17 protein-coding genes are annotated in these 26287 nt (G+C 65.6%); 8 read left to right on the top strand and 9 right to left on the bottom strand.

The window, feature by feature from the left end:
• Positions 1 to 4: 4 nt before the first annotated feature.
• From ftsZ to ligA, 5 genes are all read left to right on the top strand, one after another.
• Complete coding sequence (gene ftsZ, locus GDA49_13285; GenBank protein ID MBC6441348.1) at positions 5 to 1714, top strand: cell division protein FtsZ; 1710 nt, start codon at positions 5 to 7, stop codon at positions 1712 to 1714.
• Positions 1715 to 1950: 236 nt separating this feature from the next.
• On the top strand, positions 1951 to 2841 hold the full coding sequence (locus GDA49_13290; GenBank protein MBC6441349.1) for a UDP-3-O-acyl-N-acetylglucosamine deacetylase: 891 nt from the start codon (positions 1951 to 1953) through the stop codon (positions 2839 to 2841).
• A 216-nt stretch (positions 2842 to 3057) separates the two neighbouring features.
• On the top strand, positions 3058 to 3861 hold the full coding sequence (locus GDA49_13295) for an outer membrane protein assembly factor BamD (protein MBC6441350.1): 804 nt from the start codon (positions 3058 to 3060) through the stop codon (positions 3859 to 3861).
• 12 nt (positions 3862 to 3873) lie between these two features.
• The gene (gene recN / locus GDA49_13300) at positions 3874 to 5541 is read left to right on the top strand and encodes a DNA repair protein RecN (GenBank protein ID MBC6441351.1); all 1668 of its coding nucleotides are present in this window, start codon (positions 3874 to 3876) and stop codon (positions 5539 to 5541) included.
• Entirely contained in the window at positions 5541 to 7658 is a 2118-nt protein-coding gene (ligA, locus tag GDA49_13305; GenBank protein MBC6441352.1) for an NAD-dependent DNA ligase LigA, read from the top strand. The genes recN and ligA overlap by 1 nt, the downstream gene beginning before the upstream one ends.
• Before the next feature lie 126 nt (positions 7659 to 7784).
• Here ligA and GDA49_13310 read toward each other — a convergent pair whose 3' ends face one another.
• Both GDA49_13310 and GDA49_13315 read right to left on the bottom strand, forming a co-directional pair.
• The gene (locus tag GDA49_13310) at positions 7785 to 8924 is read right to left on the bottom strand and encodes a P1 family peptidase (GenBank protein MBC6441353.1); all 1140 of its coding nucleotides are present in this window, start codon (positions 8922 to 8924) and stop codon (positions 7785 to 7787) included.
• 172 nt (positions 8925 to 9096) lie between these two features.
• The gene (locus tag GDA49_13315; GenBank protein ID MBC6441354.1) at positions 9097 to 11154 is read right to left on the bottom strand and encodes an aminopeptidase P family protein; all 2058 of its coding nucleotides are present in this window, start codon (positions 11152 to 11154) and stop codon (positions 9097 to 9099) included.
• 73 nt (positions 11155 to 11227) lie between these two features.
• Here GDA49_13315 and GDA49_13320 point away from each other — a divergent pair, with 73 nt between their 5' ends.
• Positions 11228 to 11989 (top strand): phosphodiesterase, encoded by a 762-nt coding sequence (locus tag GDA49_13320; protein ID MBC6441355.1) that lies wholly within the window; start codon positions 11228 to 11230, stop codon positions 11987 to 11989.
• Between the two features lie 85 nt (positions 11990 to 12074).
• Here GDA49_13320 and GDA49_13325 read toward each other — a convergent pair whose 3' ends face one another.
• From GDA49_13325 to GDA49_13340, 4 genes are all read right to left on the bottom strand, one after another.
• A complete protein-coding gene (locus tag GDA49_13325; protein MBC6441356.1) occupies positions 12075 to 12953 on the bottom strand; it encodes a 50S ribosomal protein L11 methyltransferase in 879 nt (292 codons plus the stop codon).
• Positions 12950 to 15217, bottom strand: coding sequence for a UvrD-helicase domain-containing protein (locus GDA49_13330; GenBank protein MBC6441357.1), 2268 nt, complete (start codon positions 15215 to 15217; stop codon positions 12950 to 12952). Before GDA49_13330 ends, GDA49_13325 begins: the two co-directional genes overlap by 4 nt.
• A 79-nt stretch (positions 15218 to 15296) precedes the next feature.
• Positions 15297 to 17045 (bottom strand): chloride channel protein, encoded by a 1749-nt coding sequence (locus GDA49_13335; protein ID MBC6441358.1) that lies wholly within the window; start codon positions 17043 to 17045, stop codon positions 15297 to 15299.
• A 24-nt stretch (positions 17046 to 17069) separates the two neighbouring features.
• Positions 17070 to 17258: a hypothetical protein gene (locus GDA49_13340; protein ID MBC6441359.1), complete on the bottom strand. Its 189-nt coding sequence runs from the start codon at positions 17256 to 17258 to the stop codon at positions 17070 to 17072.
• Positions 17259 to 17416: 158 nt separating this feature from the next.
• Here GDA49_13340 and GDA49_13345 point away from each other — a divergent pair, with 158 nt between their 5' ends.
• Complete coding sequence (locus GDA49_13345; protein ID MBC6441360.1) at positions 17417 to 21253, top strand: AsmA family protein; 3837 nt, start codon at positions 17417 to 17419, stop codon at positions 21251 to 21253.
• A gap of 140 nt (positions 21254 to 21393) precedes the next feature.
• Complete coding sequence (locus GDA49_13350; protein ID MBC6441361.1) at positions 21394 to 22419, top strand: extracellular solute-binding protein; 1026 nt, start codon at positions 21394 to 21396, stop codon at positions 22417 to 22419.
• 16 nt (positions 22420 to 22435) lie between these two features.
• Here GDA49_13350 and GDA49_13355 read toward each other — a convergent pair whose 3' ends face one another.
• From GDA49_13355 to GDA49_13365, 3 genes are all read right to left on the bottom strand, one after another.
• Complete coding sequence (locus GDA49_13355; protein ID MBC6441362.1) at positions 22436 to 24073, bottom strand: iron ABC transporter permease; 1638 nt, start codon at positions 24071 to 24073, stop codon at positions 22436 to 22438.
• Between the two features lie 64 nt (positions 24074 to 24137).
• Entirely contained in the window at positions 24138 to 25532 is a 1395-nt protein-coding gene (fumC, locus tag GDA49_13360) for a class II fumarate hydratase (GenBank protein ID MBC6441363.1), read from the bottom strand.
• 130 nt (positions 25533 to 25662) lie between these two features.
• Positions 25663 to 26160 carry an ankyrin repeat domain-containing protein gene (locus GDA49_13365; GenBank protein MBC6441364.1) on the bottom strand — a complete coding sequence of 166 codons (498 nt, stop codon included), beginning with the start codon at positions 26158 to 26160 and terminating at the stop codon, positions 25663 to 25665.
• Positions 26161 to 26287 lie beyond the last annotated feature (127 nt).

The raw sequence follows: 26287 nt of genomic DNA on the forward strand, positions 1-26287 counted from the left end.
CTCTATGACGATTCAACTCGGGTTGCCCGAAAACCAATGCTTGAAGCCGCGCATCACCGTCATTGGTGTCGGTGGCGCCGGCGGAAACGCCGTTAACAACATGATCCTGAGCGGACTGCAGGGCGTTGACTTCGTCGTCGCCAACACGGACGCGCAGGCTCTCGAACAGTCCCAGGCCGAGCGTCGCATTCAGCTCGGTGTCTCGATCACGCAGGGTCTTGGTGCCGGTTCGCGCCCGGACATCGGCAAGGCCGCGGCCGAAGAGGCCATGGAACAGATCATGGAGCAGCTGATCGGCTCGCACATGGTCTTCATCACCGCCGGTATGGGCGGCGGCACCGGTACGGGTGCAACGTCCGTGGTGGCGCGCGCTGCGCGTGAGCAGGGCATGCTTACGGTCGGCGTCGTGACCAAGCCGTTCCACTTCGAAGGCCAGCAGCGCATGCGTCTGGCCGAAGAGGGCATGGCCGAGCTGCAACAGTATGTCGACACGCTTATCATGATCCCGAACCAGAATCTGTTCCGGGTGGCCAACGACAAGACGACCTTCACGGAGGCCTTCAAGATGGCCGATGACGTTCTGCATGCCGGTGTGCGTGGCGTGACCGACCTGATGGTTCAGCCCGGCCTGATCAATCTCGACTTCGCCGACGTCCGTACGGTGATGAGTGAGATGGGCAAGGCCATGATGGGCACCGGCGAAGCGGACGGCGAATGCCGGGCGGTGGAATCTGCCGAGGCTGCCATAGCCAACCCGTTGCTCGACGAGGTCTCGATGAAGGGTGCCCGCGGCGTGCTCATCAACATCACCGGTGGCAGCGATATGACGCTGTTCGAGGTCGACCAGGCCGCGAACCGCATCCGCGATGAGGTCGACTCCGATGCCAATATCATCTTCGGTGCGGCGTTCGACGAGAGCATGAGCGGCAGCATGCGTGTTTCGCTGGTGGCGACCGGCATCGAGGCCGAAGGCACGGCGGCGAATCCGTCGGGTCGCCCGGCGCTCACCGCGATCGAAGGTGGTCAGTCCGTACGGCAGCAGGTGCCGGCGGGAACGCCTGTGATGGCCCGTTCGGCCGGTCAGCATGCACTGGCCCTCGACACCCATGCCCAAGCTCAGACCGAGGGAGCCGTTGTGTCCGAACCGGTCGAGGACCTCGCGCCCGAGCCCGTGACGGTGGAGCAGGAGCCCGCGCCGCAGGCGCAGCCGTCCCGTGCGTTCTCCTTTCCGGGCCGTGGTGACGCGGCTGAAGAGGCGACACCGCCGCCGGCCGGGTCTGGGCGCAACGATGCCTTCATCGCGCCCGCGCCGGTCGAGGTGTCGAAGAAGTCCGCTGAGCCTGTCTCCCAGCCCAGCGCCTTCGGTTCGGCCGCTCTGGCCAACAATGCGCCGAAGGAGCAGCGTCGTCCGTCGCTCTTCAAGCGGATAACCGGTGCCGCCAGGGGCCATCGCGAGACCGCAAGGCAGGAGCCCGCGATCGAATCGACGATCCCAAAACCGGTCGAAGCCAAGGCCGTCTTGCCCGAGCCCGTTGAGACCAGGCCGGTCGAGGTTCAGGCCCCGGCTCCCGCGTCCGCGCCAATCGTCGAAAAGGCCGAGGTTCGGCCCGAGCCGACGTTCCTGGCACCGCCGCAGGACAGCGTCACGGAGGCCTCGAACGTCGAGGACGACGTGTTGGATATTCCGTCCTTCCTGCGCCGTCGCCAGAACTGAAGCCAGAACTGAGGGAGGTCTCTGTTGGGATGTCTCAAGCCTTTGATTTACTGCGTTTTTTGGCCTGAAACATCCTGCAACAAAGAGTGACTTGAGCGTTCCGAGGGCTGCCCATAGACAGACGTCCTCGGGACGCTCGCCCGCACGGGGTGCTGTGGTTTCAGGTCCTGTTTCGACCAAGTGGCGTATGCGGTGCCGGATCGGGCGACCCGCAAGAAGAACGAGGTGAGGGTTACGTGTATCAGACCACACTCAAGTCGCAGATCCCCTGCAAGGGCATTGGCCTCCACTCGGGTGAGAAGGTCTTGATGACGATGAAGCCGGCTGATGCCGGAACCGGCATCGTGTTCGAGCGGACCGATTTGAGCAACGGTGCGCGGCATTTCCCCGCCCGCTTCGACTTCGTCTCCGACACCTTTCTATGCACGACCCTTCGCAACGCGTCCGGTGCGACGCTGTCGATGGTGGAGCATGTGATGGCGGCCCTTGCCGGCTGTGGCATCGACAATGCCCTCATCGAGGTCAACGGCCCCGAACTCCCGATCATGGACGGCAGCTCGGAAGCATTCGTTCTCTTGATTGAGTATGCCGGCGTTAAGCTGCTCGGGACGCCGCGCCGCGTCGTTCGGGTGCTGCGCGAGGTGTCGGTGACCGATGGCGGCAAGACCGCCCGTCTCATCCCGTCGGAGAGTCGCAGTTATCGCTGTGAGATCGTCTACGACAACCCGCGGATTGACCGTCAGAGCGCCTCGCTCGACCTTGATCGCGAGACCTTCAAGTCGGGTGTCGCCCGCGCCCGCACTTTCGGCCTGATGGAAGAGGTCGAAGGTCTGCGTGCCAAAGGTCTGGCGCTGGGCGGATCGCTCGACAACGCCGTGGTCGTCGATGGCGACAAGGTGCTCAACGAGGGCGGCCTGCGCTATGACAACGAATTCGCGCGCCACAAGGTTCTCGACGCCATCGGCGATCTGGCGCTGGCCGATGCGCCCATCCTGGGCGCCTTCGAGGGCTATTGCTCCGGCCACGCGCTCAACAACCGGCTACTCAAGGCCTTGTTCGAAGACGATGACGCCTGGTGTTGGGAAACGGCTGGGCCCGAGAGCGAGCGTCTCGCCGCTATTGCCTGAGCGACCCGGGTGCCCGGTCCCATCATTTTCGATTGCGACGGTGTCATTCTGGAGAGCGAGATCATCTCGTGCACAACGGTGATCGCCTGAAGGCGCAGGGTGCCCATCACGTCTTCGATGCGATGCGTGAACGACCCTCACTGGTCGGTGCACTCGGCTGACCGCAGTGTTATCCTGCGCCTGATTCGAGTGGTTTCTCCCTGCGGAGCGAAAACTATGGTGCGATCTGTCGCGCAAGCGATGGCCGTGACTGCGATGGTCCTGCTGGCAGCCTGCAGCAGCGAGCCGGAGCCTTACGTCGAACGCTCGGTCGAGGACATTTACAACAATGCCGTCGATCAGCTGCAGACGGGCAACTACGAGGAGGCCGCGCGCGAGTTTGACGAAGTCGAGCGCCAGCATCCCTACTCGCAGTGGGCGACTCGTGCCCAGATCATGGCCGCCTATGCCTACTACCAGAACTCCAGCTACGACGAGGCGATCTTCGCCGCCGACCGCTTCATCCAGCTTCACCCGGGCCACAAGGATGTGGTCTATGCCTACTATCTGATCGGTCAGTCCTATTACGAGCGCATCTCGGATGTGAAACGCGACCAGCGCATGACCGAACTGGCCCAGGCTTCCTTTCGCGAGGTCCTGCGGCTGTTCCCGGATTCAGAGTACGGCCGCGACGCCCAGCTGAAGCTGGAACTGACCGAGGATCATCTGGCGGGCAAGGAGATGGATATTGGCCGCTGGTACCAGAGCCGCGAGGAGTATGTCGCGGCCATCAATCGGTTCCGCTCTGTTGTGACCGCCTACCAGACCACCTCTCACGTGCCCGAGGCGCTGCTGCGTCTGGTCGAGTCCTATCTGGCGCTTGGCGTCGTCGGTGAGGCCCAGAATGCCGCGGCTGTGCTGGGCTACAACTTCCCGGGCAGTGACTGGTACGAGGATGCCTATGCTCTTCTTGGAAAGCACAATCTGATTCCCCGACGCTCCGAAGGCACCGACCTGATTGTCGGAGAGGCGGAGGGCTAGGGAGACCGCGCGATGCTGCTGTCGCTCAGCATTCGCGATCTGGCGGTTATCGAGCAGGTCGACCTCGACCTCTCGGCGGGCCTCACGGTCCTGACCGGCGAGACCGGCGCGGGTAAATCGATCCTGCTCGATGCGCTCGGTCTGGCCACGGGCAGGCGGGCCGAAGCCTCTCTTGTCAGGCCGGGCCGCGATCGCGCCTCCGTGGCCGCGACCTTCTCCGTCACACCCGACAGCAAGGCAAAATTCCTTCTTGCCGACCGAGGCATCGACGTGACCGACGAGATCATCGTGCGGCGCGAGATTCATGCCGACGGTCGCAGCAAGGCCTTCGTCAATGACGAGCCTGTCGGAGTCGCCCTGCTCTCCGACCTGGGCGAACTGCTCGTCGAGGTGCACGGACAGCATGACCAGCGTGGTCTTCTGCGGCCCGAGTTTCATCGCAACATGTTGGATGCGTTCGGCGGGCATGTGTCGGAACTGGATCTTGTCGCGCAAACCTACCTTGGCTGGCAGGATGCCGCGGCGGCCCTCGACCGTCTGACCGCCGACGAGGAGACACTCCGTGAACGGCGCGAGATGCTCGCCCGTGAAGTCGGCGAGCTCAACGAACTGGTGCCCGTCGCGGGGGAAGATGAGGGGCTGGCCGCCCAGCGTATGCGACTTGCCAATGCCCAGAAGATTGCCGAGGCCCTTACAGCGGCGATGGACGCACTGGGCGACGACGACGGTGTCGATGCACGCCTGCGTCGGGCGGCCGGCGAGCTGGAACGGGTTCGCGATGTTGCGGCGGGCGCTGCCGACGAGCCGCTGGCGGCTCTCGATCGCGCCTTGCTTGAAGCCAACGAGGCGCTTGAGTGCATGACGCGCGCCGGCCATGACCTCGACGCGGATGCGGGTGAGCTCGAGCGGATCGAGGAACGCCTTTTCGCACTGCGCGCGGCAGCGCGACGTCACAAGGTTACCGTCGACGAACTGCCCGATCTCCAGGCGCGGCTCGCTGGCGAACTGGCGGACATGCAGGACGGTGAGGGATCGCTGGAGCGCCTGCGTGCTGCAGAACAGGCGGCGCGGTCGGCGTTCGACAAGGCCTGTGTTGGACTTTCGAAACGGCGGGCACGGGCTGCGAAGGAGCTCGACAGGGCGGTCGCGGACGAGCTGGAACCGCTGCGCATGGCGCGGGCGCGTTTCACCACCAGCCTGCAGCCGGTTGATTCCGAGGACCATTCGGCCATGGGTGCCGAGCGCGTGGTGTTCCAGGTCGTGACCAATCCCGGTGCGCCGCCGGGTCCGCTCAGCAAGATCGCCTCGGGCGGTGAGCTGTCACGATTCATGCTGGCGCTCAAGGTGGCCGCACAGAAGCGCCAGACCGGCGGGACGCTGATCTTCGACGAAATCGACGCGGGCATCGGCGGGGCGGTCTCCGATGCTGTGGGTGAACGTCTCCACCGCCTTGCTGCCGACGGTCAGGTTCTTGTCGTCACGCATGCGCCCCAGGTTGCCGCCCGGGCCGACAGCCACATCCGCCTCCTCAAGCAGGGCGACGACATATCGGTCTCGACGAGCGCCAGGCTGCTCGACGCCGACGCGCGACGCGAGGAGCTTGCGCGCATGCTGGCGGGTGCGGAGATCACGGAGGCCGCCCGTGCGGCGGCCGAGAGCCTTCTGAAGACGGGTAGCTGATGAGCGAGGCCCGCCTGCGCGAACGTGACGTCGACGCGCTGACGATCGAGGAGGCATCTGCCGAGCTCGAGGCCCTGGCCGCTGATATCGCCCATCACGATGAGCTCTACCACGGCAAGGACACGCCCGAGATCAGCGATGCCGACTATGATGCGCTTCGCCGCCGCAACGATGCCATCGAGACCCGGTTTCCCGACCTGGTTCGGGCCGACAGCCCCAGCCGATCGGTTGGGGCGCGGCCTGCTCAAGCGTTCTCCCAAGTACGCCACAGCGTGCCGATGCTGTCGCTCGGCAACGCGTTCGATGACGACGACGTCGGTGATTTCATCGAACGCATCAGGCGTTTTCTCGGGTTGAACGAGGATCATCAGGTTGCGGTCGTTGCCGAACCGAAGATCGACGGGCTTGCGGTTTCTATCCGTTACGAGAACGGTCGTTTCATCCGGGCTGCGACTCGCGGCGACGGTCAGACCGGTGAGGATATCACGGCGAATGTCGCGACCATTGCCGAGGTGCCCGAATGGCTCGCCGGTGACAACGTGCCCGACGTGATCGAGGTGAGGGGTGAGATCTACTTGCGGCGCGACGATTTCTTCACGCTGAACGAGACCCGGGAAGCCGCCGGCGAGGCGCGCTTCGCCAATCCGCGCAATGCGGCGGCAGGATCCCTGCGTCAACTCGACGTCACGGTGACGGCATCACGTCCCCTGCGCATCTTCCTCTATGCCTGGGGCGAAGCCTCAAGCCTGCCGTCCGACAGTCACCACGGTGTGCTGGAGGCGTTCGAGCGCTGGGGTCTCCCGGTCAACAAGGAAATCCGGCTGTGTGACGATCTCAGCGGGCTTCTGGAGCGCTACGCTGCCATTGGCACCATGCGGGCGGATCTGCCCTATGACATCGACGGCGTCGTCTACAAGGTCGACCGGCTCGACTGGCAGGAGCGCCTCGGTTTCGTCAGTCGCGCACCGCGCTGGGCGATCGCCCACAAGTTCCCGGCCGAGAAGGCCCAGACCGTGCTCAAGGATATCCGCATTCAGGTCGGTCGCACGGGCAGTCTGACACCGGTTGCCATGCTGGAACCGGTCACGGTGGGCGGTGTTGTCGTGCAGAACGCCACGCTCCACCACGAGGAAGAGATCGCGCGCAAGGATGTGCGCATCGGCGATACGGTGATCGTCCAGCGTGCAGGCGATGTCATCCCGCAGATCCTGGGCCACATCCCCGCGAAGCGGCCGAAGGATGCCAAACCCTTCGTCTTTCCGGAGGTCTGCCCGGTCTGCGACAGTCATGCCGTGCGCGAGATGAACCCGAAGACCGGCAATCCCGATGCGGTGCGCCGCTGCACAGGTGGCCTGATCTGCCCGGCCCAGGCGGTCGAACGCCTCCGTCACTTCGTCAGCCGGCTGGCTTTCGACATCGAGGGCCTGGGCGACAAGCAGATCACCTTCTTCTGGGAGCGGGAGCTGATTCGCAGTCCGCTCGACATCTTCGATCTCGAACAGAAGGCCGGCGCCGCGATCGCCGAGTTCGACGGCTGGGGCGAGACTTCTGTCCGCAATCTCTACGACGCCATCGACGAGCGGCGTACGATCGGTCTCGACCGCTTCATCAACGCGCTCGGCATTCGGCACGTCGGCGAAACGACTGCCCGCACGCTGGCGCGTCACTACGGGACCTACGCGGAGTTCCGCACGGACCTGGGCGAGGCCGAGGTCGGTGAGGGGACAGCCTGGGAGAACCTGGTCAATGTTGACGGTATCGGTGAAACCGTGGCCGAGGCGATCGTCGCGTTCTTTGATGAACCCCACAACCGCGACGTCGTCGACGGGCTTGCGGAGCGGCTGACCATCGCGGCGATCGAGCAGGCTGCCGGCGACTCCCCGGTCTCGGGCAAGACGGTCGTCTTCACAGGCTCGCTCGAAGCCATGACACGGCAGGAAGCCAAGGCTCGCGCCGAGGCGCTCGGCGCCAGGGTCGCAGGTTCCGTCTCCGCCAGGACCGACATTGTCGTCGCCGGCCCCGGCGCCGGCTCCAAACTCAGAAAGGCCACCGAACTCGGGGTCACTACCATGACCGAGGAGGAATGGCTGGAGCACATCGGGGTTGCGGCGTCCTGATGCCTGCATCCTGGTCGCAGCCTGAAGGGCGGGGTGCCGGGACCGCGAGCAACCGGCACCAGCCTGTCGGGATCCGGGATCGGTGTCGCTTCGCTCCCGAGCCCGGAACGACACACTTGATGAGGATCAGATACCCGGCGGTTCGCGATAGCGGCCGAACCGTTTCAGGACCGCGGTGACCTTCTCGCGGTCGAGCGGTTCGGCGGTGTTGCCGTCGACCCCGACCATGCGTTCGCTCACGGCGAGCACGTTCATGATCGCTTCGTCGGTCGCCTGGATGACCGCCTCGAAAAAGCGGTCGAGCCGGTGGTCCGGGATGATCTCGAGCGCGGTGTAGGGCGTGTCGGTGTCGAGTGCTTCGGAGCCGGCGGTCGAGAATGCCATGAAGATGTCGCCTGAGCCATGGCCCGAGATTGAGCCGCCCTTGCCGACCCCAAGCGAAATACGACGGGCCAGACGCTTGCACTGGTGCGCGACCAGCGGCGCATCGGTGCCGATGACGGCGATGATCGAGCCGGTGTCCGAGCCATAGGGCTCCGGCCCCGGCAGGTGCTCGGCCATGGGAATGCCGGCAATTGTAAGCTGGCTCCTGAGACCGAAGTTGGCCTGCACGAAGCTGCCCACGGTGTAGGTTGCGCCGTTGCAGGCGACCCGGCGCGAGGCGGTGCCCGATCCACCCTTGTGGCCATAGAGCATCATGCCCGTGCCGCCACCGACGCTGCCCTCCTCGAGCGGCCCGGATGTCGCGCCCTCGATTGCCTGGAAGGTGTGCTCGCGGGTCACGTGGAAGCCGTTGATGTCGTTGAGCCAGCCGTCATAGGTCTCGCCCGCCACCGGCAGGCCCCAGCTCGGTCCGTCGCCATAGCTGTCGGCGTTCTTGTAAAGCCACTCGATCGTGGCGTCGCGGGTCACGCCGCAGGAGTGCGTGTTGGTGATCGTGATCGGTCCGTCGGCCTTGCCTGCTTCCTCGATCCACCAGCTCCCCGTCAGCTCGCCGTTGCCGTTCAGACTGTGCTGGCCGGCCCAGACGGGCGCGGCTGGCCGCGCCTTGCCGCAGGGCAGAATGGCCGTCACGCCCGTGCGGATCGGGCCCTTGCCGACCTCCAACGGTCCCCCTTCGCCCTCGATCAGCGTGCAATAGCCGACCTCGACGCCCGGCACGTCGGTGATGGCGTTGAAGCTGCCCGGGTTGCCCTCGAAGGGGATGCCGAGCGCACGGGCGCGCGGTTTGCCCGAAGGCGTTTCGAGGAGCGGATTGATCGGCATGGCGGTCTCCGTCAGGTGTGGCGTTCGAGATTGTCGGCAAGGTTTGCGACCGGTGCGTCGAGCGCCTCCGGCATGGCGTGTTTCATCGCGCCACCCAGTCCCTTGTGTCACCCCGGCCGCTGCCCTGGTCCGCCAGCCCCAGTCTGCCGGTATGACACGGTGGGTCGGGTCGTCACGCTCCTTCGCGGATGGGGCGGGTGGCCTTGGCCAGCCATGTCGAGGTCTCGGCATCGACCAGGGGTGTCAGGGTCTCCCGGACGTCGGCGTGATAGGCATCAAGCCAGCGTTCCTCGGCGTCGGTCAGGTCGTTGACCTCGACCAGGCGCCGGTCGATCGGCGCTTTGGTGATGGTCGACAGGCGCATCATGGGGCGTTCCGTGTCGCGCCGATCCTCCTCGACGACCGCGAGGTTCTCGATGCGGATGCCCCAGGCGTCGGTGCGGTAGTAGCCCGGTTCGTTGGAGACGATCATGCCCGGCTTCAGCGGGTGTGAGCCTGTCTTCGAAATGCGTTGCGGGCCCTCGTGGACGCCGAGATGGCTTCCCACGCCATGGCCTGTGCCATGGTCGAAGTCGGCTCCCAGAGCCCAGAGCGGTGCGCGGGCCAGGGTGTCGAGCTGTGCGCCGGTGGCATTCTCCGGGAACCGTGCCGTCGCAAGCGCGATGTGACCCTTCAGAACGGCGGTGAAGTACTTCTTCTGGTCGGCGTCGGGTTCGCCGATGGCGATGGTTCTGGTCACGTCCGTGGTCCCGTCGGGGTACTGGCCGCCCGAATCCACGAGATAGAGCGAGCCCGGCTCGAACCGCCGGTTCGTTCGTTCGCTGACGCGGTAGTGCACCACCGCGCCGTTGGGCCCGAAGCCGGAGATCGTCTCGAAACTGCCGCCCCGGAAGTCCTCGGCTGTCTCGCGGCATGCGCGCAGCCTAGCGCTGGCGGAGCGTTCATCGACCTCGATGTTGTTGCCCGGTCGGGTGGCGTGATCGAGCCAGGCAAGGAAGGTGGCAAGCGCAGCACCGTCGCGCATATGGGCGGCGCGGGTGCCGGCGATCTCCGCCTCGGTCTTGCAGGCCTTGGGCAGGGTGCAGGGATCGGCGGCAACGATCGGCTCGCCGCCGGCCGCGCTGATCCTGTTGAGGAACCACGACGATCCGGTCTCCGAATCGACCTGGATTCGGTTGCCCTCGCCGGCGACCGCGTCGATTGCCGCTCCGAGTGCGCCGGGTTCCCTGATCGTCACATTGGCGGGGAGCCAGCCGCGAACGGCGGCGGTGACCTTGCGCCGGTCGACGAAGAGCGTGACCGCACCGGTCGCCTCAATCAGCACGAAGCAAAGGCTCACGGGCGTGTCCGGCACATCGCCACCCCGAACATTGAGCAGCCATGCGATGGAGGCCGGATCGCTCAGCACCGCCGCGGTCTGGCCACTCTCCTGCAAGGCAGTGACAATCTCGGCAATCTTCTCCTCGGCGGGCCGACCGGCATGTTCCAGCGTCTGAACCCGCATCGGCGCGAGTGGCTGGGCGGGTCGGTTCGACCAGACCGCATCCAGCGGATTGTTGTCGCAGGCGACCAGTTCGCCACCGGCCTTCTCGACGGCCGCCCCGATCGTCGCGAGACCGCTCGCCGTATGGAGCCAGGGGTCGTAGCCCAGCCGTCCGCCGTCGAGGTGGGCCGCGATCCAGTCGTGCGGCGGATTCTGCATGAGATGTCTGCACTCCCAGTCGTCGGTGCGCACCTGGTCCTCGACCTGAAGCGTGTAGCGCCCGTCGACGAAGATGGCGGCTTTCTCCGCCAGCACGACGGCGACGCCCGCCGAGCCGTTGAATCCGGTCAACCAGCGCAGCCGGTCGCGACCGGCGGGTACGGCCTCGCCCTGGTGCTCGTCGGCTCGTGGCACGATGAAGCCATGGAGTCCCTGCGCCTTGAGCTCGCGCCGCAGCGCCTTCAGGCGCCAGGCTGGAGCAGGGGGGCCTGCATTGAGGCCGTCGGCCGCTTCGGACGCCATCGCCTGCCTGAGAGCAGTGAGCTGGCCGCGCAGCGCCTCGTCGGGACGTGCGGCGACCATGACCATCCAAGCGTCGGGATCGTAGCCCTCAGGTGCTGCCAGCACCCCGCCGACGATGGTGCGCACATCGGCCACCGACTTGCCCGTCCGCGCCTCGGCCAGCAATTCGGCAAGGCGGGCATCGCCGAGATAGGCACAGTCGGGAGCGGGTGTTGGGCTTGTCATGGTGTCGTCCTATCGTTTGCGGTCAAGAGTGCGACGGCAGCAGGGCCGTGGCAACAGACCAACAGGAACGCCGATGACCGCCGTCCAGCTGATTCAGATCACCGATCTCCACATCTACACCGATCCCGAGAAGCGTGCCGGGGGCCGGGATACGCTTGCCACGCTGAAGACGGTGGTTGATCGCGTTCGTGCCTGGACGCCGGACCTGGTGCTGGCCACGGGCGATCTCGTCGACGATGGCAACCCGGTGGCCTATGGGCGCCTCCGGCCTGTCCTGCACGACCTGGAGCGGCCCGTGGCGGCGATCCCGGGCAACCACGATCTGATCGGCGTGATGACCGAACACCTGGCCGATGAGACGATCTCGCTTGCCCCGGTCCATACCATCGGCAACTGGTCGATCCACATGCTCGACAGCACGGTGGAAGGCGAACACCACGGCCATTTCGGGCAGGACAGGCTCGATGCTCTGGACCGTGCCCTCCAGGATGCCGAAGAGGAACATGCGCTGGTCGTCATGCACCACCAGCCCGCGCCCATCGGCAGCCCGCTCGATAGCATGGGGCTCGACAACGCCGATGCGCTCTACGATGTCCTTGACCGCCACGACAGCGTGCGCGGCCTGCTGTGGGGGCACATCCACCATATCCACGAGAGCGAACGCAACGGCGTCCGCCTGATCGGCTCGCCGTCGACCTGCGTGCAGTTCGATTCGCGCCCGGAGATGGGCTTCACGATCACCGATGAACCGCCTGCCTGTCGCCGCCTGCGGCTCGATGACGACGGCAGCATCGACACGGAGGTCGTCTGGGTGCCCGAAGCGCTTGTGGCCTGACGGCGTTACTGAATGTCATCGGCCCGAACACGTGATGCTCAGCCCTTGCCGGTTCCGGAGATACCGTTCACGAGCAGCGCCTGTTTCACGGCTTCATCATGGAGAGCGTTGCCCAGTCGCGCAGATCGATGCGCTCCAGCAGCGTCAGGCCGACCTGCTGATGGGCGGCCTGCACGTCATCGGCCTGGGTTGCCAGCATGCCCGAGAGAATCGCGACCCCGCCGGGTTTCAGCACCGCGGCAAGGTCCGGTGCCATGGCGATCAACGGGTTGGCGAGAATGTTGGCCAGCACCAGGTCATAGGGCGCGCGGGCACCTACCTCGGCGATGGTGTAGCCGTCGCCCGTCATCGCGGTGATGCGCTGCCATGCGCCGTTGGCCCGGGCGGCGTCGGCCGCGAAATCGGCGGAGGCCGGATCGATATCGACGGCCAGCACGAAGCAGTCATGGAGCTTCACCGCGGCGATTGCGAGAATGCCTGAGCCGCACCCCATGTCGAGCGCATTGGACGGCTGAAAACCCCGGTCCCGCAGGGCGGCGAGCGCCAGCATGCAGCCCTCCGTGGTGGCGTGCTCGCCGGACCCGAAGGCGATGCCGGCGTCCATCATGATCGGTACACGATCGGGATCGGGCGGTTCGGCATGGCTGCCATGGACCCAGAAGGGACCGATCGCAATGGGCGGAAAGGCCTCAACCGTCTCGGCAATCCAGTCCCGCTCGGCGACCTCCTCGATGGCAATCGGCATGATTGCCGCCGTCGCCCCCAGCGCCTGGGCGATCTGGGCCTGCAAGCCTTCGGTTGTGGGTTCGCTGTCGAACAGCGCGGTCACCGTCCAGTCGCCGTCGGGCGCCAGCTCGAAGGTCGTCAGGGCCAGCGCACCGGCCTCCTCGAACGCCGTGTCGGTCGCGGCGACCATCTCCTTGGCCAACGTCACGGAGACCTGCCAGGTGGAGGTGCCGGTCACGCCGGTTCCACGAAATCGGCCATGACCTTCTTTTGTCCCGACTTGTCGAAGGCGATGTCGAGCTTGCTGCCGTCGATCCTCTTGACCACGCCGTAGCCGAACTTCTGGTGGAACACGCGGCTTCCGATCTCCGGAATCGACTGGCCCTTGCCGACCGGCACGAAGATCTCCCCGCCGTCGTCGAACCGCTGGCTGCGCGCTGCGATCACGCGGTGATAGTTGCTCTGGCGTCCGCCGTAGGCCGGCCTGTTCATGGCGATCTGCCACAGGGTGCCATCATCCTGCACGAAGCCGTATCCCGCAGCCTCGGCTCGTTCGGTGTGATCTTCGGGCAGCTCGTCGACGAAGCGCGACGGGATGTTGGACTGCCACTGTCCGTGCACGGTGCGGTTGGCGGCGTAGAGCACGATGGCGCGTTTCCTGGCGCGGGTAAGGCCGACATAGGCCAGACGGCGCTCCTCCTCGAGGCCGGCGTAGCCGTTCTCGTCGATCGCCATCTGGTTGGGGAAGACCCCTTCCTCCCAGCCCGGCAGGAAGACCGTGTCGAACTCCAGCCCCTTGGCGCCGTGCAGCGTCATGATGTTGACCATCGCATCGGCCGCCGTGTTGTCGGTGTCCATCACCAGGCTGACGTGGTCGAGAAACTCCTCGAGGTTCTCGAATTCGGCCATGGCGCGCACGAGCTCCTTGAGATTCTCAAGCCGTCCGGGCGCATGGACCGACTTGTCGGCCATCCACATCGCCGTGTAGCCGGATTCGTCGAGCACGATTCTGGCCAGCTCCGAGGGCGGCAGGCGGCTCGCCTCGGCGCGCCAGCGGCCAATCGCCTCGACGAATTCGCGCAGGGCCGTGCGGCGCTGGGGCGGCAGCTCGTCGGTCGTGACGACCCCCTCGGAAGCCGAAAGCAGCGATTGCCCCCGACCCCGTGCAATGGCGTAGAGCGTCTGGATCGACTTGTCGCCCAGGCCGCGCTTGGGCGTATTGACGATGCGCTGGAAGGCGAGATCGTCGTCACCCTGGCGGATCAGCCGGAAGTAGGCGTTTGCGTCGCGGATCTCCTGGCGTTCGTAGAATCGCAAACCGCCGATCACGCGGTAGGGCACGCCGATCGTGATCAGCCGTTCCTCGAAGGCGCGTGTCTGGTAGCCGGCGCGCACGAGGATCGCCATCTCGTCGAGGCTGTCACCGGTGCGCTGCAGATCCTCGATCGTTTCGCCCACGGTGCGGGCTTCCTCGGCCTCGTCCCACACGCCCCGGATCTTGACAGGCTCACCCATCTCGTTGTCGGGCGCCTCGGTCCACAGCGTCTTGCCAAGCCGGCCCCGGTTGTTCGCAATCAGGCCTGATGCCGCGCCCAGAATGTGAGGCGTCGAACGGTAGTTGCGTTCGAGCCGGACTACCGTCGCGCCGGGGAAATCCTGTTCGAACCGCAGGATGTTGCCGACCTCGGCGCCGCGCCAGCCGTAAATCGACTGGTCGTCATCGCCGACACAGCAGATGTTGTTCGAGCCCTGGGCCAGCAGGCGCAGCCAGAGATACTGCGACACGTTCGTATCCTGGTACTCGTCGACCAGGATGTAACGGAAGCGTCGGTGATAGTCGGCCAGAACGTCCGGGTGCCTGAGGAAGAGATCGAGGCAGAGTAGCAGGAGATCGCCGAAATCCACGGCGTTCAGCGCACCCAGGCGCTGCTGGTAGTCGCGGTAGAGTTCGACGCCCTTGCCATGGGCAAAGTCCCCGACGTCTCCGGCCGGAACCTGATCGGGCGTCCAGCCCTTGTCCTTCCAGCGCGAGACGATTGCGGCCAGCACCCGGCCCGGCCAGCGTTTCTCGTCGATCTGGCTGGCCTCGATCACCTGCTTCATCAGGCGATGCTGATCGTCGGTGTCGATGATCGTGAAGTTCGAACGCAGGCCGACCATCTCGGCATGGCGGCGCAGGATGCGCGCGCCGATGGCATGGAAGGTTCCGAGCCACATGCCCTCGGTCGGTCGGCCGATCAGGCCGGCGACCCGCTCGGACATCTCGCGGGCGGCCTTGTTGGTGAAGGTGGCGGCAAGGATCTGACCCGGGGCAGCGCGGCGTGTTGCCAGAATATGAGCCAGGCGCACGGTCAGGACACGCGTTTTGCCGGTGCCTGCCCCTGCGAGCACAAGAACGGGTCCGTCGACCGCCTCGACGGCTTCGCGCTGGGCCTCGTTCAGCCGATCCAGCAGGTGCCCGGCCGGTGAGGGCGGAACGGAGTGTTCGGAAACTGTCGCCATGCCGGCGCGAACCTAACATAGGCACGGGCACCGACGAGCGGTTCGTGAGCGGGTTCGACGGGACGTGTGGACAGACCGGTCAGGTGCGCTCCCGGGCTGCTTCGGCAAGAGCCCGGTTGTGCGCGAGTATCAACGTGTGGCGCCGCAGCACGCCCACCACCATCCTGTCGTTCTCGCCGCGGACGACCGGGACGAACCCGTCGTCGGTCGAGGCCATGACATCAAGCGCCTTCCTGAGACTGTCGGATGGATAGAGTGTACGCGCAGCGGTTCGGGCGAGCGCCCTGGCAGCATCGTCGTGCATCTTCCGGTCGCCGAGCAGCCAGGGATGCAGGTCCTCAATGGTGATGATGCCGCTCAGGCACCCTGTCTCGTCGACCACGACAAAGTCGCCCATCGGGTTGGTTCGCACGCTGTGCCGCACGGTGGCGAGAGGATCGTTGGCACGCAGCGATTCGAAGGCATGCGACATGATACTGTCGACGGTGCGTGTTTGCAGGAGCTGCATCGACCGGCTGCCGGATATGTCGATGCCGCGCCGTTCCAGGGACCGGCGGAAGAACGACCGTCCGAAGACATGATTGGTCACCAGGGATGCGGCAGTCGCACCGATCATGACGGCGATGGTGAGCCCGAAGTTGGCCGTGAGTTCGAAGACGATCAGGATGGTCGAGATCGGGGCACCGAGCACCGCACCGGCCACCGCTGCCATGCCGACGATGGCGTAGACGGAATCATGGCTCGATATCTCCGGTCCCATGCTGGTCGCGATGATGCCATAGGCACCGCCCACCATGGCGCCGACAAACAGCGATGGACTGAAAACGCCGCCGCCGAAGCCCGAACCGATCGTGATCGCCGTTGCCATGGTCTTGGCGAAGGCGAGAGCGATGAGCAGGTGCAGCGCCATGGCGTTGTGGAGCGCGAGGTCGGTGGCCTCGTAGCCCACGCCCAGGATCTCGGGCAGGAAGAGCGCGATGATGCCGACCAGCAGGCCGCCGCCCATGGGAGCCAGCGCTACCGGGATCCGCAGGTGCGTGACGATGTCCTGAACGGCGAAGATGCTGCGCATGAAGACCAGCGCCACCGCGGCCGACAGCAGGCCCAGGATCGCGAAGGCCGGCATCTCCCAAAACGAGACGATGGCATGGCTTTCGATGATGAAGGCGGGAAAGTCGCCATAGTGAATGCGCGTGATGATCGTGCCGATGATCGAGGCGAGGACCACCGGGGCGAAGGCCGAGAGCCCGTAGTGGCCGACGACGACCTCCAGCGCGAAGAAAACGCCGGCGATCGGTGCATTGAACGAGGACGACACGGCCGAGGCGACGCCGCAGCCCAGCAGCGTCATCACGGCGCTGCGGCGCAGGCCCAGATTGCGGGCGGCGAGCGAAGCCAGCATCGCGCCGAGGTGCACCACGGGCCCCTCGCGGCCCGCCGAGCCGCCGACACCCAACGACAGCGCTGATCCGGTTGCCGCCACCAGACCGTCGCGCAGCGTGATGCGCCCGCCGCGAAGTGCAGAGGCCTCCATGACATCGGCCACGCCGTGGAAACGCTGATCCCGCGCCACATAACGGCGCAACAAGCCGACCACGAGGCCGCCAAGCGTCGGGACGATCAGAATCAGCCACCAGGGCAGGTTGGCGACCCGGCTCGCGAGACGTTCGGTTGCCGCGCCGAAGGTGGCGAACTGGATTTCCGCAACGGCATCCCGGAACAGGATGCCTCCGACGGAGGCTGCCGCCCCGATCAGGATCGCAAGAAGGGCGAGCTGCAGCTGCTCGTGTTTTGCAAGTCCGGTCAGCCGATCGGAGATCGCCACCATGCCGCCTCTCGCGCGCGGCTGCGATCAGCCCGCTTCGGGGGGATCGTTGCTGTCGTCCGCGCCGTCGCCCGGATCGGACGGCACAGCGGTCGACAGATGATGGCTCATGTCGCCGAATCCCCGTCCACCGGGTGTTTGGCGCCGTCGCCGCAGCTTGTCGGCGTCGTCGGCGTGCTGTTTGCGGTATTCATTGAGGTCGATGATGTCGGCCATGGGCGTTTTCTTGCGTGCAACGTTGAGTTTGGCTTGGCCGGGATGCAATTTGCATCAGACGGCGTTTTCGCTGTTGCGATAACGCCACTAGATTAACGCAAGGTTCGGCGACGACAAGGAGCGGGGGCGGTCGCCACGACCCGGTGCGGAGGCTTGTGGTGCACAAATTCGTTCTGATCCTGCTCGGCATTGCGATCCTGGCCGTCGCTGGTGCCGTGGTGGTGCTGCTGACGCTGGACTTCAACGCGTACAGGCCGCAGATTGAGGCCGAACTCGAAGCCGTGACCGGCCGCGAGGTCACGATCGCGGGCGACGTGCGCGTCACCTTCATCCCCAGCCTCGCAGTCTCTGTCGGTGACATCACCGTGGCGGGCGCACCGGGTGGATCGGGTGACCCGTTTCTTGAACTGCCGGACGTCCTTGCCGTTGTCTCCCTGGCACCGCTCGCCTCGCTCGAGGTGGTGGTCGAGCGCATCCGTCTGATCGAGCCCGTCATCGTTCTCGAACAGCAGGAGAATGGCCCGGCAAGCTGGGCACTCGAACCCGTGCCATCGGACGAACACCCAGGCGGCGGTGCGCCTGCGGCCAGTATCGAACTTGTCGACATTCAGGACGCGCGGATCGAATGGCGCGACGGCGCGGACAGGCGTCGCTTCGACGAGGTCGACCTGTGGATCGATGCACTCGGGGCGGATGGTCCCCTCGAAATCCGCGGTGTTTTCCTGCTCGGCGGCCGGGAGTGGACATTGGAGACCGATGTCGGCCGTATCTCGCGGCCCCAGCTCCCGCTCAATGCCACGCTCTCGTCCGGCGACGACCTATGGTTCAAGGTTGCAGGCACGATCGCCACCGGTGCCGACCCCGTTGCGTTCTCCGGTCAGATCGAGGCCAGGGCGGCTAGGCTGGGGCTTCTCACGCAGCTTGTCGATCCGGCACCTGTGCCGCCTGCCCTTGGTGACATGCCGTTCACGCTCGACACAGGCGTCTCGTTCTCGACGCAGGCGGTCCGTCTCAGCGATCTCGTCCTGGGTCTCGGCTCCAGCCAGGCCACGGGCTCAGCCTTTGCCTCGCTCGGCCACGAGCGTGTCGTCGATCTGACACTGGCGTCCACACGTCTCGATCTCGATGCCCTGCTGGCCGGCGCGCGCCCGGATGAGGGCCAGGCCGCCGACGCGGCTCCTTGGCCCGACGATCTGACGCTGACCGCGGCGTTGAACGTGGATGCCGCAGACTATCGCGGTGAACGCATCCGGCAGTTTCAGGCCGATGTCGCCCTGCAGGAGGGCCGCTGGGACATCGAACGGCTGCAGGCCCGCTTGCCCGGCGGCACACAGGTCGCGCTGAACGGGACACTCGGTATCGAGGAGGACACCGCCATCTTCCGCGGGCCGATCGAGGCGACATCCGACAACCTGCGGGCGACGCTGCAGTGGCTCGGCATCGACCTCGACAGCATTCCCCGGGATCGCCTGCGTCGCGTCGATGTCTTTGCCGACGTCGTCCTGTCCGAAAACACCGCCGCGCTGACCGGACTGGATCTGAGCGTCGATTCGTCGCGTTTGACCGGCGACGTCGCGGCGAAAATCGGGCAGGTGCCGACGATCACCGCCGGGTTCGTGCTCGACCAGCTCAACCTCGATGCCTACCTCGCGGACGCCACGGACACCGGGGACGGCAACGATGACGTTCTGGGTGCGGCGGCGATGTTCCTGTCTCCGGTGAACGTCGATCTCAACGCTCGGATTGATGCGCTGACCTGGAACGGCGTCGCCGTCAGCGGCTTCGTGGCAAACGGTACGCTCCTGGATGGCCGTCTCGACATCGCGTCACTCGGCGCGTCGGATGTGGCCGGCGCTGCCCTGCGGACATCCGGGACAATTGACCTGGCCGAGGGAGCCGTCGCCTTGCGGCTCGGCGTCGAGGCCGACGATGCCGGCGGTCTCTTGCGCCTGATGGGGATCGGGCTGCCGATCGACCCGGCCGCACTCGGGCGCGTTGCCCTGATCGGTGATGTGACGGGCGACGAAGGGCAGGCTGTGGTCCGCCAGCGGGTGGAGACCGCACTGGGCGCGGCCAGCATCGACGGCACGCTGATCGACCCCTTCGGCGCACCGTCGTTTGACGGCCGGTTCGGTCTGCGCAGCACGAGTTACCGCACACTCGCCGCCGCATTCGATATCGATCTGCCCGATACCGAGGATTCCGGGATTGCCTTCGCCACCGATATCGCGACCGATGCGACACAGGCGGAGTTTGATGCCGTTCTTGAGTTTCTGGGCCTGGTGGCGCGTGCCAGCGGCGAAGCCGACGGGCTGGATGGCGATCCCGGATTCGATGTCAGGTTGCAGACCCGGCACGGCGATCTTGCCACCCTGCTGCGTGACCTCGGCGTCGATGGTGCCCCCGAACTCGGCACCGTTGCGCTGCATCTGACGGCAACGGGTACGGCCGACCTTGTCGATGTGGCTTTGGCCCCGTCGACGATCGGTCCGTCCACGTTGCAGGGATCGGTCAGCCTCGCCCTGGCCGGGGTGAAGCCGCAGATCAATGCCCGGCTCGAGGCCGATTCGCTCGCACTCGATCCGTTCCTCGCCGCAACGTCCGGCGGAACGCTCGGCAACGACGGTGCAGACGGGGGCCAGCGCTGGTCGCGTGAAGAGATCGGCCTCGATGTCCTCGACCGTTTCGACGGCCGTCTGGAGCTCGTCGCCGGCAGCGTCTCGGTGCAGCACATGGCCGTACTTGATCCCGTCGTCGTCGCCGAGGTCGAGGACGGAACACTGTCGATCGAGCGCCTCGATGGCGACCTTTTTGACGGCAAGCTGGCGTTGAGCGGAACCGTGACGAAGGGTTTGCCGCACACACTCGACGTCGATGTCGCGCTGGCCGATGCCGATATGGCGCTGCTGATGCGGCACCTTGCCGAGAGCGATGCCGTGACAGGTCGGCTGTTTGCGGATCTTGCCATTGCGGGAGCGGGGCTCAGCCAACGCGACCTCGTGCAGTCGCTCAACGGCGAGGCAACGCTCAATCTGCGTGACGGGGTGGTGCATGGCTTCGATCTGCGCGCGCTCAGCGACCGCCTGGGCGATCCGGACGACGACATCGCCATTGCCGCTCTGCTGGCCGATGCAGGCACGGGCGGTCAGACCGCCATCGTTGCGGCCGATGGAAGCTTCGACATCAATCGGGGCGTGGCTCGTTCGGATGATCTTGCGGTCGTGCTCGACGGCGGCCGTAGCGACCTTGTCGCAACCATCGATCTGCCGCGCTGGTGGATCGACATGGCGGGCGAGGTCGGACTCACCGATCACGCCTCCGCGCCGACCATCCCGATCGCGCTCGACGGGCCGATCGACGATCCCCGGCAAGTCGTCGACACGCGGCCCCTGGAGGCCTTCCTGATTCAGCGTGCTGCAGAGACAGTCCTTCGCAAGCCTGGGACAGACGCCCTTGAGGATACCGGGCGCGGCGGCAACGCCGATGCGTTGACCGGCGGCATCACGGACGATACGGACGGGACGTCAGACAAGGGGTCCCAGAGCAATGTGCCAAGCAATGCGCCACGGCAGGCCGTGATCGGTATCGTTACGGGCACGCAGACAGAGTCGTCCGGGGCGGTGCCCGACAGTGACGACAGCGCGCTGCCCGGTGCCTTGGGCGTGTCCTCGTCCGGTGATGCGACGGGTGACGAGGCCGAAGCGAAGAACGAGGCGGACGCCCTGCTCGAAACGCCTGACGCTGCGACCGATGGCGAGCCGGAGCCGGGCGGCGTAATGCAGCAGTTTCCTGAGGTCCTGACCGGCCCGCAGCCGGTCGAACCTGAAAGCACATCGTCGGGGAACAGCTCAGGCAGCCTGCTGGATTTGCTCGGCGGATCGTCGGGTGGCGGTGACGGTGGGCAGGGCAATGAGCCCGAGCCGCGCCAGCCGTCCGGTGGTGGTCTCGACACCGATCAGCTGCTCGACGACCTGATCGAGGGCTTTGGGAACTAGCGTCTCGTCCGAATTTGCCGGCTGTTGATCTGAGGCAAGATTGACATTGCAAATCTCTTGCATTCGCAATCTGGACCCCCTAAAGTCCGCAACGCAATCACGATTGCAAATTATTCGCAATTGCAACGAAAGGACGACACATGACCCGATCAACCTCTCTTCGCCTGCTTGCCGCATCTGCGGTTTGCGGGCTGACTCTGCCTGCCTTCGCTGAAGGCGAGGTCAACCTCTACACGTCCCGCCACTACGACACTGACATGGCGCTCTATGAAGCGTTCACGGAGCAGACCGGCATCACGGTCAACGTCATTGAAGACAAGGCCGGCGCCCTTATGGAGCGCATGAAGGCCGAAGGTGCGAACAGCCCTGTCGACATCTTCATGACCGTCGACGCGAGCAACCTGATGATGGCAGCATCCGAAGGACTGTTGCAGTCGACGTCCTCGGACCTGCTGGAGAGCCGCATCCCTGAGAACCTGCGCCATCCCGATGGCGACTGGTTCGCCTTCACCAAGCGCGCCCGTATCATCATGGTTCGTGACGGCGTCGACATCGGCGGCCTCGACACTTACGAAGAGCTCGCGGACCCGGCCTATGACGACATGATCTGCATTCGCTCGTCGGGCAACATCTACAACCAGTCTCTTGTCGGTTCGTTGCTCGACGCTCATGGCGAAGAGGCCACTGCGAACTGGGTTCAGGGTCTGGTCGCCAACATGGCGCGCGAGCCCGAGTCCAACGACACCGGCCAGATCAAGGCGGTGGCTGCCGGCGAATGCGACATCGCGGTTGCCAACACCTACTACCTCGCCCGCCTCACGCGCTCCGACGATCCCGCCGACCGCGCTGTCGCCGGGATGATCGTGCCGATCATGCCCAATCAGGACGATCGCGGGACCCATGTGAACATCAGCGGCGCCGGTGTCGCGGCCCATGCGCCGAATCCCGGGAATGCGGTTCTCTTTCTCGAGTTCCTCGCCAGCGACAAGGCCCAGGCAGCATTCGCCGAGGGCAACAACGAATGGCCGGCGGTCGCGGGGATCGCGCACGCGACGGTGCTCGATGACCTCTATGGCGACTTCAGGCAGGACGACATCAGCACGGCCATCTTCGGTGCCAACCGCGGGACCGCTCAGGACCTGATGGAAGACAACGGCTGGAAGTAGTAGCCACAGCCTGAATTCAGTCTGTTGACGATCGCGCGGTTCCGGGTCGGGACCGCGCGATTGCCCTGGAGAGCAGGATGACCGGCACGACTCCGACCACGACGATGGTGAGCGCGGCGGTTGAGGCTTCGGCGAGGCGCTCGTCGGCTGCCAGCCGGTAGACGCGTGTCGCCAGGGTCTCGAAGTTGAAGGGGCGCACCAGGAGTGTGGCGGGCAGTTCCTTCATGACATCGACGAAGACGAGCAGAGCACCCGAAAACAGGCTGCCCCGGAGCAGGGGGGCGTGAACCCGACGCAGGGTCGAACCCGGCCCGTGGCCCAGTGTGCGCGAAGCGCCGTCCATGGACGGCGTGATCCTGGTCAGCCCGGCATCGACCGCGTTGTAGGCGACCGCGAGGAAGCGCACGACATAGGCAAAGAGCAGGGCTGCAATCGATCCCGTCAGCACAAGCCCTGTCGAAACGCCGAAGGTCTCGCGTATGAAGGCATCGAGCGTGTTGTCGAACCAGGCGAGCGGAATCAGGATGCCGACAGCGATCACCGAACCGGGAATGGCGTAGCCCGTCGAGGCGAAGCGCGCGGCGTAGCGCGGAACGGGGCTGTGGGCCATGCGCGAGCCGTATCCCAGCACCATCGCGGCGGCCACGGCCAGGAACGCGGCGAGGCTGGCCGCCATGATCGTGTTGAAGGCAAAGCGGAAGAACGCGCTGCCGAAGAGTGGATCGCCTGACGTGATGCTCAACGTGAGCAGGACCGCACCCGGCAGAAGGAAGCCGAACACGATGGGCAGGCCACAGGCCGCGATCGCTGCGGCGGCCTTGAAGCCCGAGAGCGGGTGGCGCGGCAGCGGAAGAAAACGGCCGGTGCTGCTGGCGAAGCGCGCCTTGCCCCGGGTGGCGCGTTCGAACGCCAGCACGGCGATCACGAAGAGCATGAGAATGCTGGCGAGCTGTGCTGCCACCTCCGGCGACCCGCGCAGGAACCAGGTGCGATAGATGCCGGTGGTGAAGGTCTGGACGCCGAAGAACTCCACGGTCCCGAAGTCGGCCAGCGTTTCCATCAGTGCCAGGGCGAGACCCGCCGCAATCCCCGGCCGTGCCATCGGAAGCGCAACGCGGAAGAAGCTCGACCACGGGCCGTGGCCGAGTGTCCGTAAGACCTCGAGCGCCGCGACCGACTGCGACAGGAACGCCGCCCGGCCCAACAGATAGACATAGGGGTAGAGCACCAGCGAGAGCATCACGACGGCACCGGGCGTGGAGCGGATCTGCGGGAACCGGTAGTCGTGCCGGGTCCAGTCGAAGAGGTCGCGCAGGAAGGTCTGCACGGGCCCGGCGAACTCCAGAAGGTCGGTGTAGACATACGCCAGAACATAGGCGGGCACGGCAAACGGCAGCAGCAGTGCCCATTCCATGATCCGCCGGCCGGGGAACGCGCACATCGTGACCAGCCATGCCGCACCGGTCCCCATCGCACCGGCGAGCAGGCCGACGCCGAAGAGCAGTGCCACCGTGTTGATCAGATAGGTCGACAGCACACGCTCGGCGAGCCGGTTCCACAGGCCGCCGGAGTCGGCGAGGAGGTTTGTGGCGACCGCCAGAATGGGCAGTGCGACAAGTGCCGCGACCAGCAGCGTGCCCGCAGTCAGCAGCATCCCGCCACCGCGTGTCGGGCGGCGGGCCGGCACTGTGTCGGTCCGGACGCTCAAGCGGCTCCGGTCAGCCCGCGGGCCTGACCATGTTCTCGGGCCGGACCCAGGCGTCGAACGCGTCTGCGGTCATCAGCTCCAGCGCCAGTGCGGCTTCCTTCAGCGTGGTGCCTTCGGCGTGGGCCTTCTTGGCGATCCTGGCGGCATTGTCATAGCCGACATGCGGATTGAGCGCCGTCACCAGCATCAGCGAACGCTGCATGAGCCGGTCGATCTGGTCGTTGTTCGCCTCGATCCCCACCACGCAGTTGTCGGTGAAGCTCACCGAAGCGTCCGCGATCAGGCGGATCGAGCGCAGCACGTTGAAGACCATGACGGGCTTGAAGACATTGAGCTCGAAATGGCCCTGGGCACCGGCCACGGTGACGGCGGTGTGGTTGCCCATGACCTCGGCGCAGACCATGGTCATGGCCTCGCACTGGGTCGGGTTCACCTTGCCCGGCATGATCGAGCTTCCCGGTTCGTTGGCCGGCAGCACCAGTTCGCCGATGCCGCTGCGCGGGCCCGAACCCAGCAGGCGTATGTCATTGGCAATCTTGTTGAGGCTCACCGCGATCACGTTGAGCGCGCCCGAAACCTCGACCATCGCGTCATGCGCCGCTAGCGCCTCGAACTTGTTGTCGGCGGTGACGAAGGGAAGGCCCGTCAGATCGGCGACCTCGCCCGCGAAACCGGTATCGAAACCCGCCGGGCTGTTGAGCCCGGTGCCCACCGCCGTCCCGCCCATGGCCAGGCGATAGAGCCGGGGCAGGGTGTCCTTCACCCGCGCGATGCCGAGCTCGACCTGCTTGGCGTAGCCCGAAAACTCCTGGCCCAGGGTCAGGGGCGTGGCGTCCTGCAGGTGGGTGCGGCCGATCTTGATGATGTCGGCAAAGGCTTCGGCCCTGGCGTCGAGGGCGGTGTGCAGGTGTTCGAGCGCGGGCAGAAGCGCCTGGTTGGCCTCCAGCGCGACGGCGATGTGCATGGCCGTCGGGAAACTGTCGTTCGACGACTGGCTCATGTTGACGTGATCGTTGGGATGGACCGGCGCTTTCGAGCCGATCGCGCCGCCCAGGATCTCGATCGCCCGGTTGGCGATCACCTCATTGGTGTTCATGTTGGTCTGCGTGCCCGAGCCGGTCTGCCAGACGACCAGCGGGAAGTGATCGGCCAGCGCGCCGTTGATGACCTCGCCGGCGGCCTTCTGGATCGCTTCGGAGAGCCCGCCGTCGAGCCGGCCCGCGCTCTCGTTGACCCGCGCGGCTGCCTTCTTGACGTAGCCATAGGCCCGGATGAGCGGATCGGGCATACGCTCGCCGCCGATCCTGAAATTGTGCAGCGACCGCTGGGTCTGTGCTCCCCAGTAGCGGTCGGCGGGTACCTCCATCGCACCCAGCGAATCGGTCTCGATACGGGTCTCGGCCATGGTCTGTCCTTGTGGTCGGGCTTCGGCCCTGACTAGCACAGCAGGGCACCCATGCGGAACACGAACCGGATGGCAGACGTTATGTCGTAACGGTCAGTTCACAAGTCGTGAACGGCGATGGAGTCCCGGTTCATTCGTATCTCTGGGCGTTCAGCTTCTGGAACACGGGATGGTTGTGCACCGCTTCGTTGTCTTCGGCAAGACCGGCGGGGAGCTTGCCGTCTTTGGTCCGCGCCCGCATTTCGGCCCCTCTGTCGATCAGGGCCTCCACGGTCTCCGCTGTGCCGTCATGCGCCGCCCAGTGAAGTGGTGTCCATCCGCTTCCGTCCTGCGCCTTGATGTTGGCTCCGGCGTCGATCAGGGCCTTCACGGTCTCCGCTGTGCCGTTACTCGCCGCCTCGTGCAGCGGTGTATATCCGTCGCCGTACTCAGCCTTGATGTTGGCTTCAGCCTCGATAAGGGCCTTGATTTCTTTCATGTTGCCGTAACGCGCCGCCACGTGCAGTGGAGTCAATCCGTCCTTGTCCCGCATCGTGAATTTCTTCTCTATGTCCATATTGGTTTCCTCCTTGGATAGAGTGGCTATCGCTTCATGGTCTCCGATAGCACATCTTGTAACGTCGCGCAACGCTTTACCTGTATCCGGTCGTGGCCTCCACCACCGGACACGCTTCCCCGGTCCGCCGCGCTCAATGGCCCTGGAGCATATCCCGTTCAGATTGCTTCAATCTGAACGGGATATGCTCTCAGTCTTT

The sequence above is a fragment of the Rhodospirillales bacterium genome, assembly GCA_014323865.1.
In the GTDB taxonomy this organism is placed as follows: Bacteria; Pseudomonadota; Alphaproteobacteria; order SP197; family SP197; genus SP197.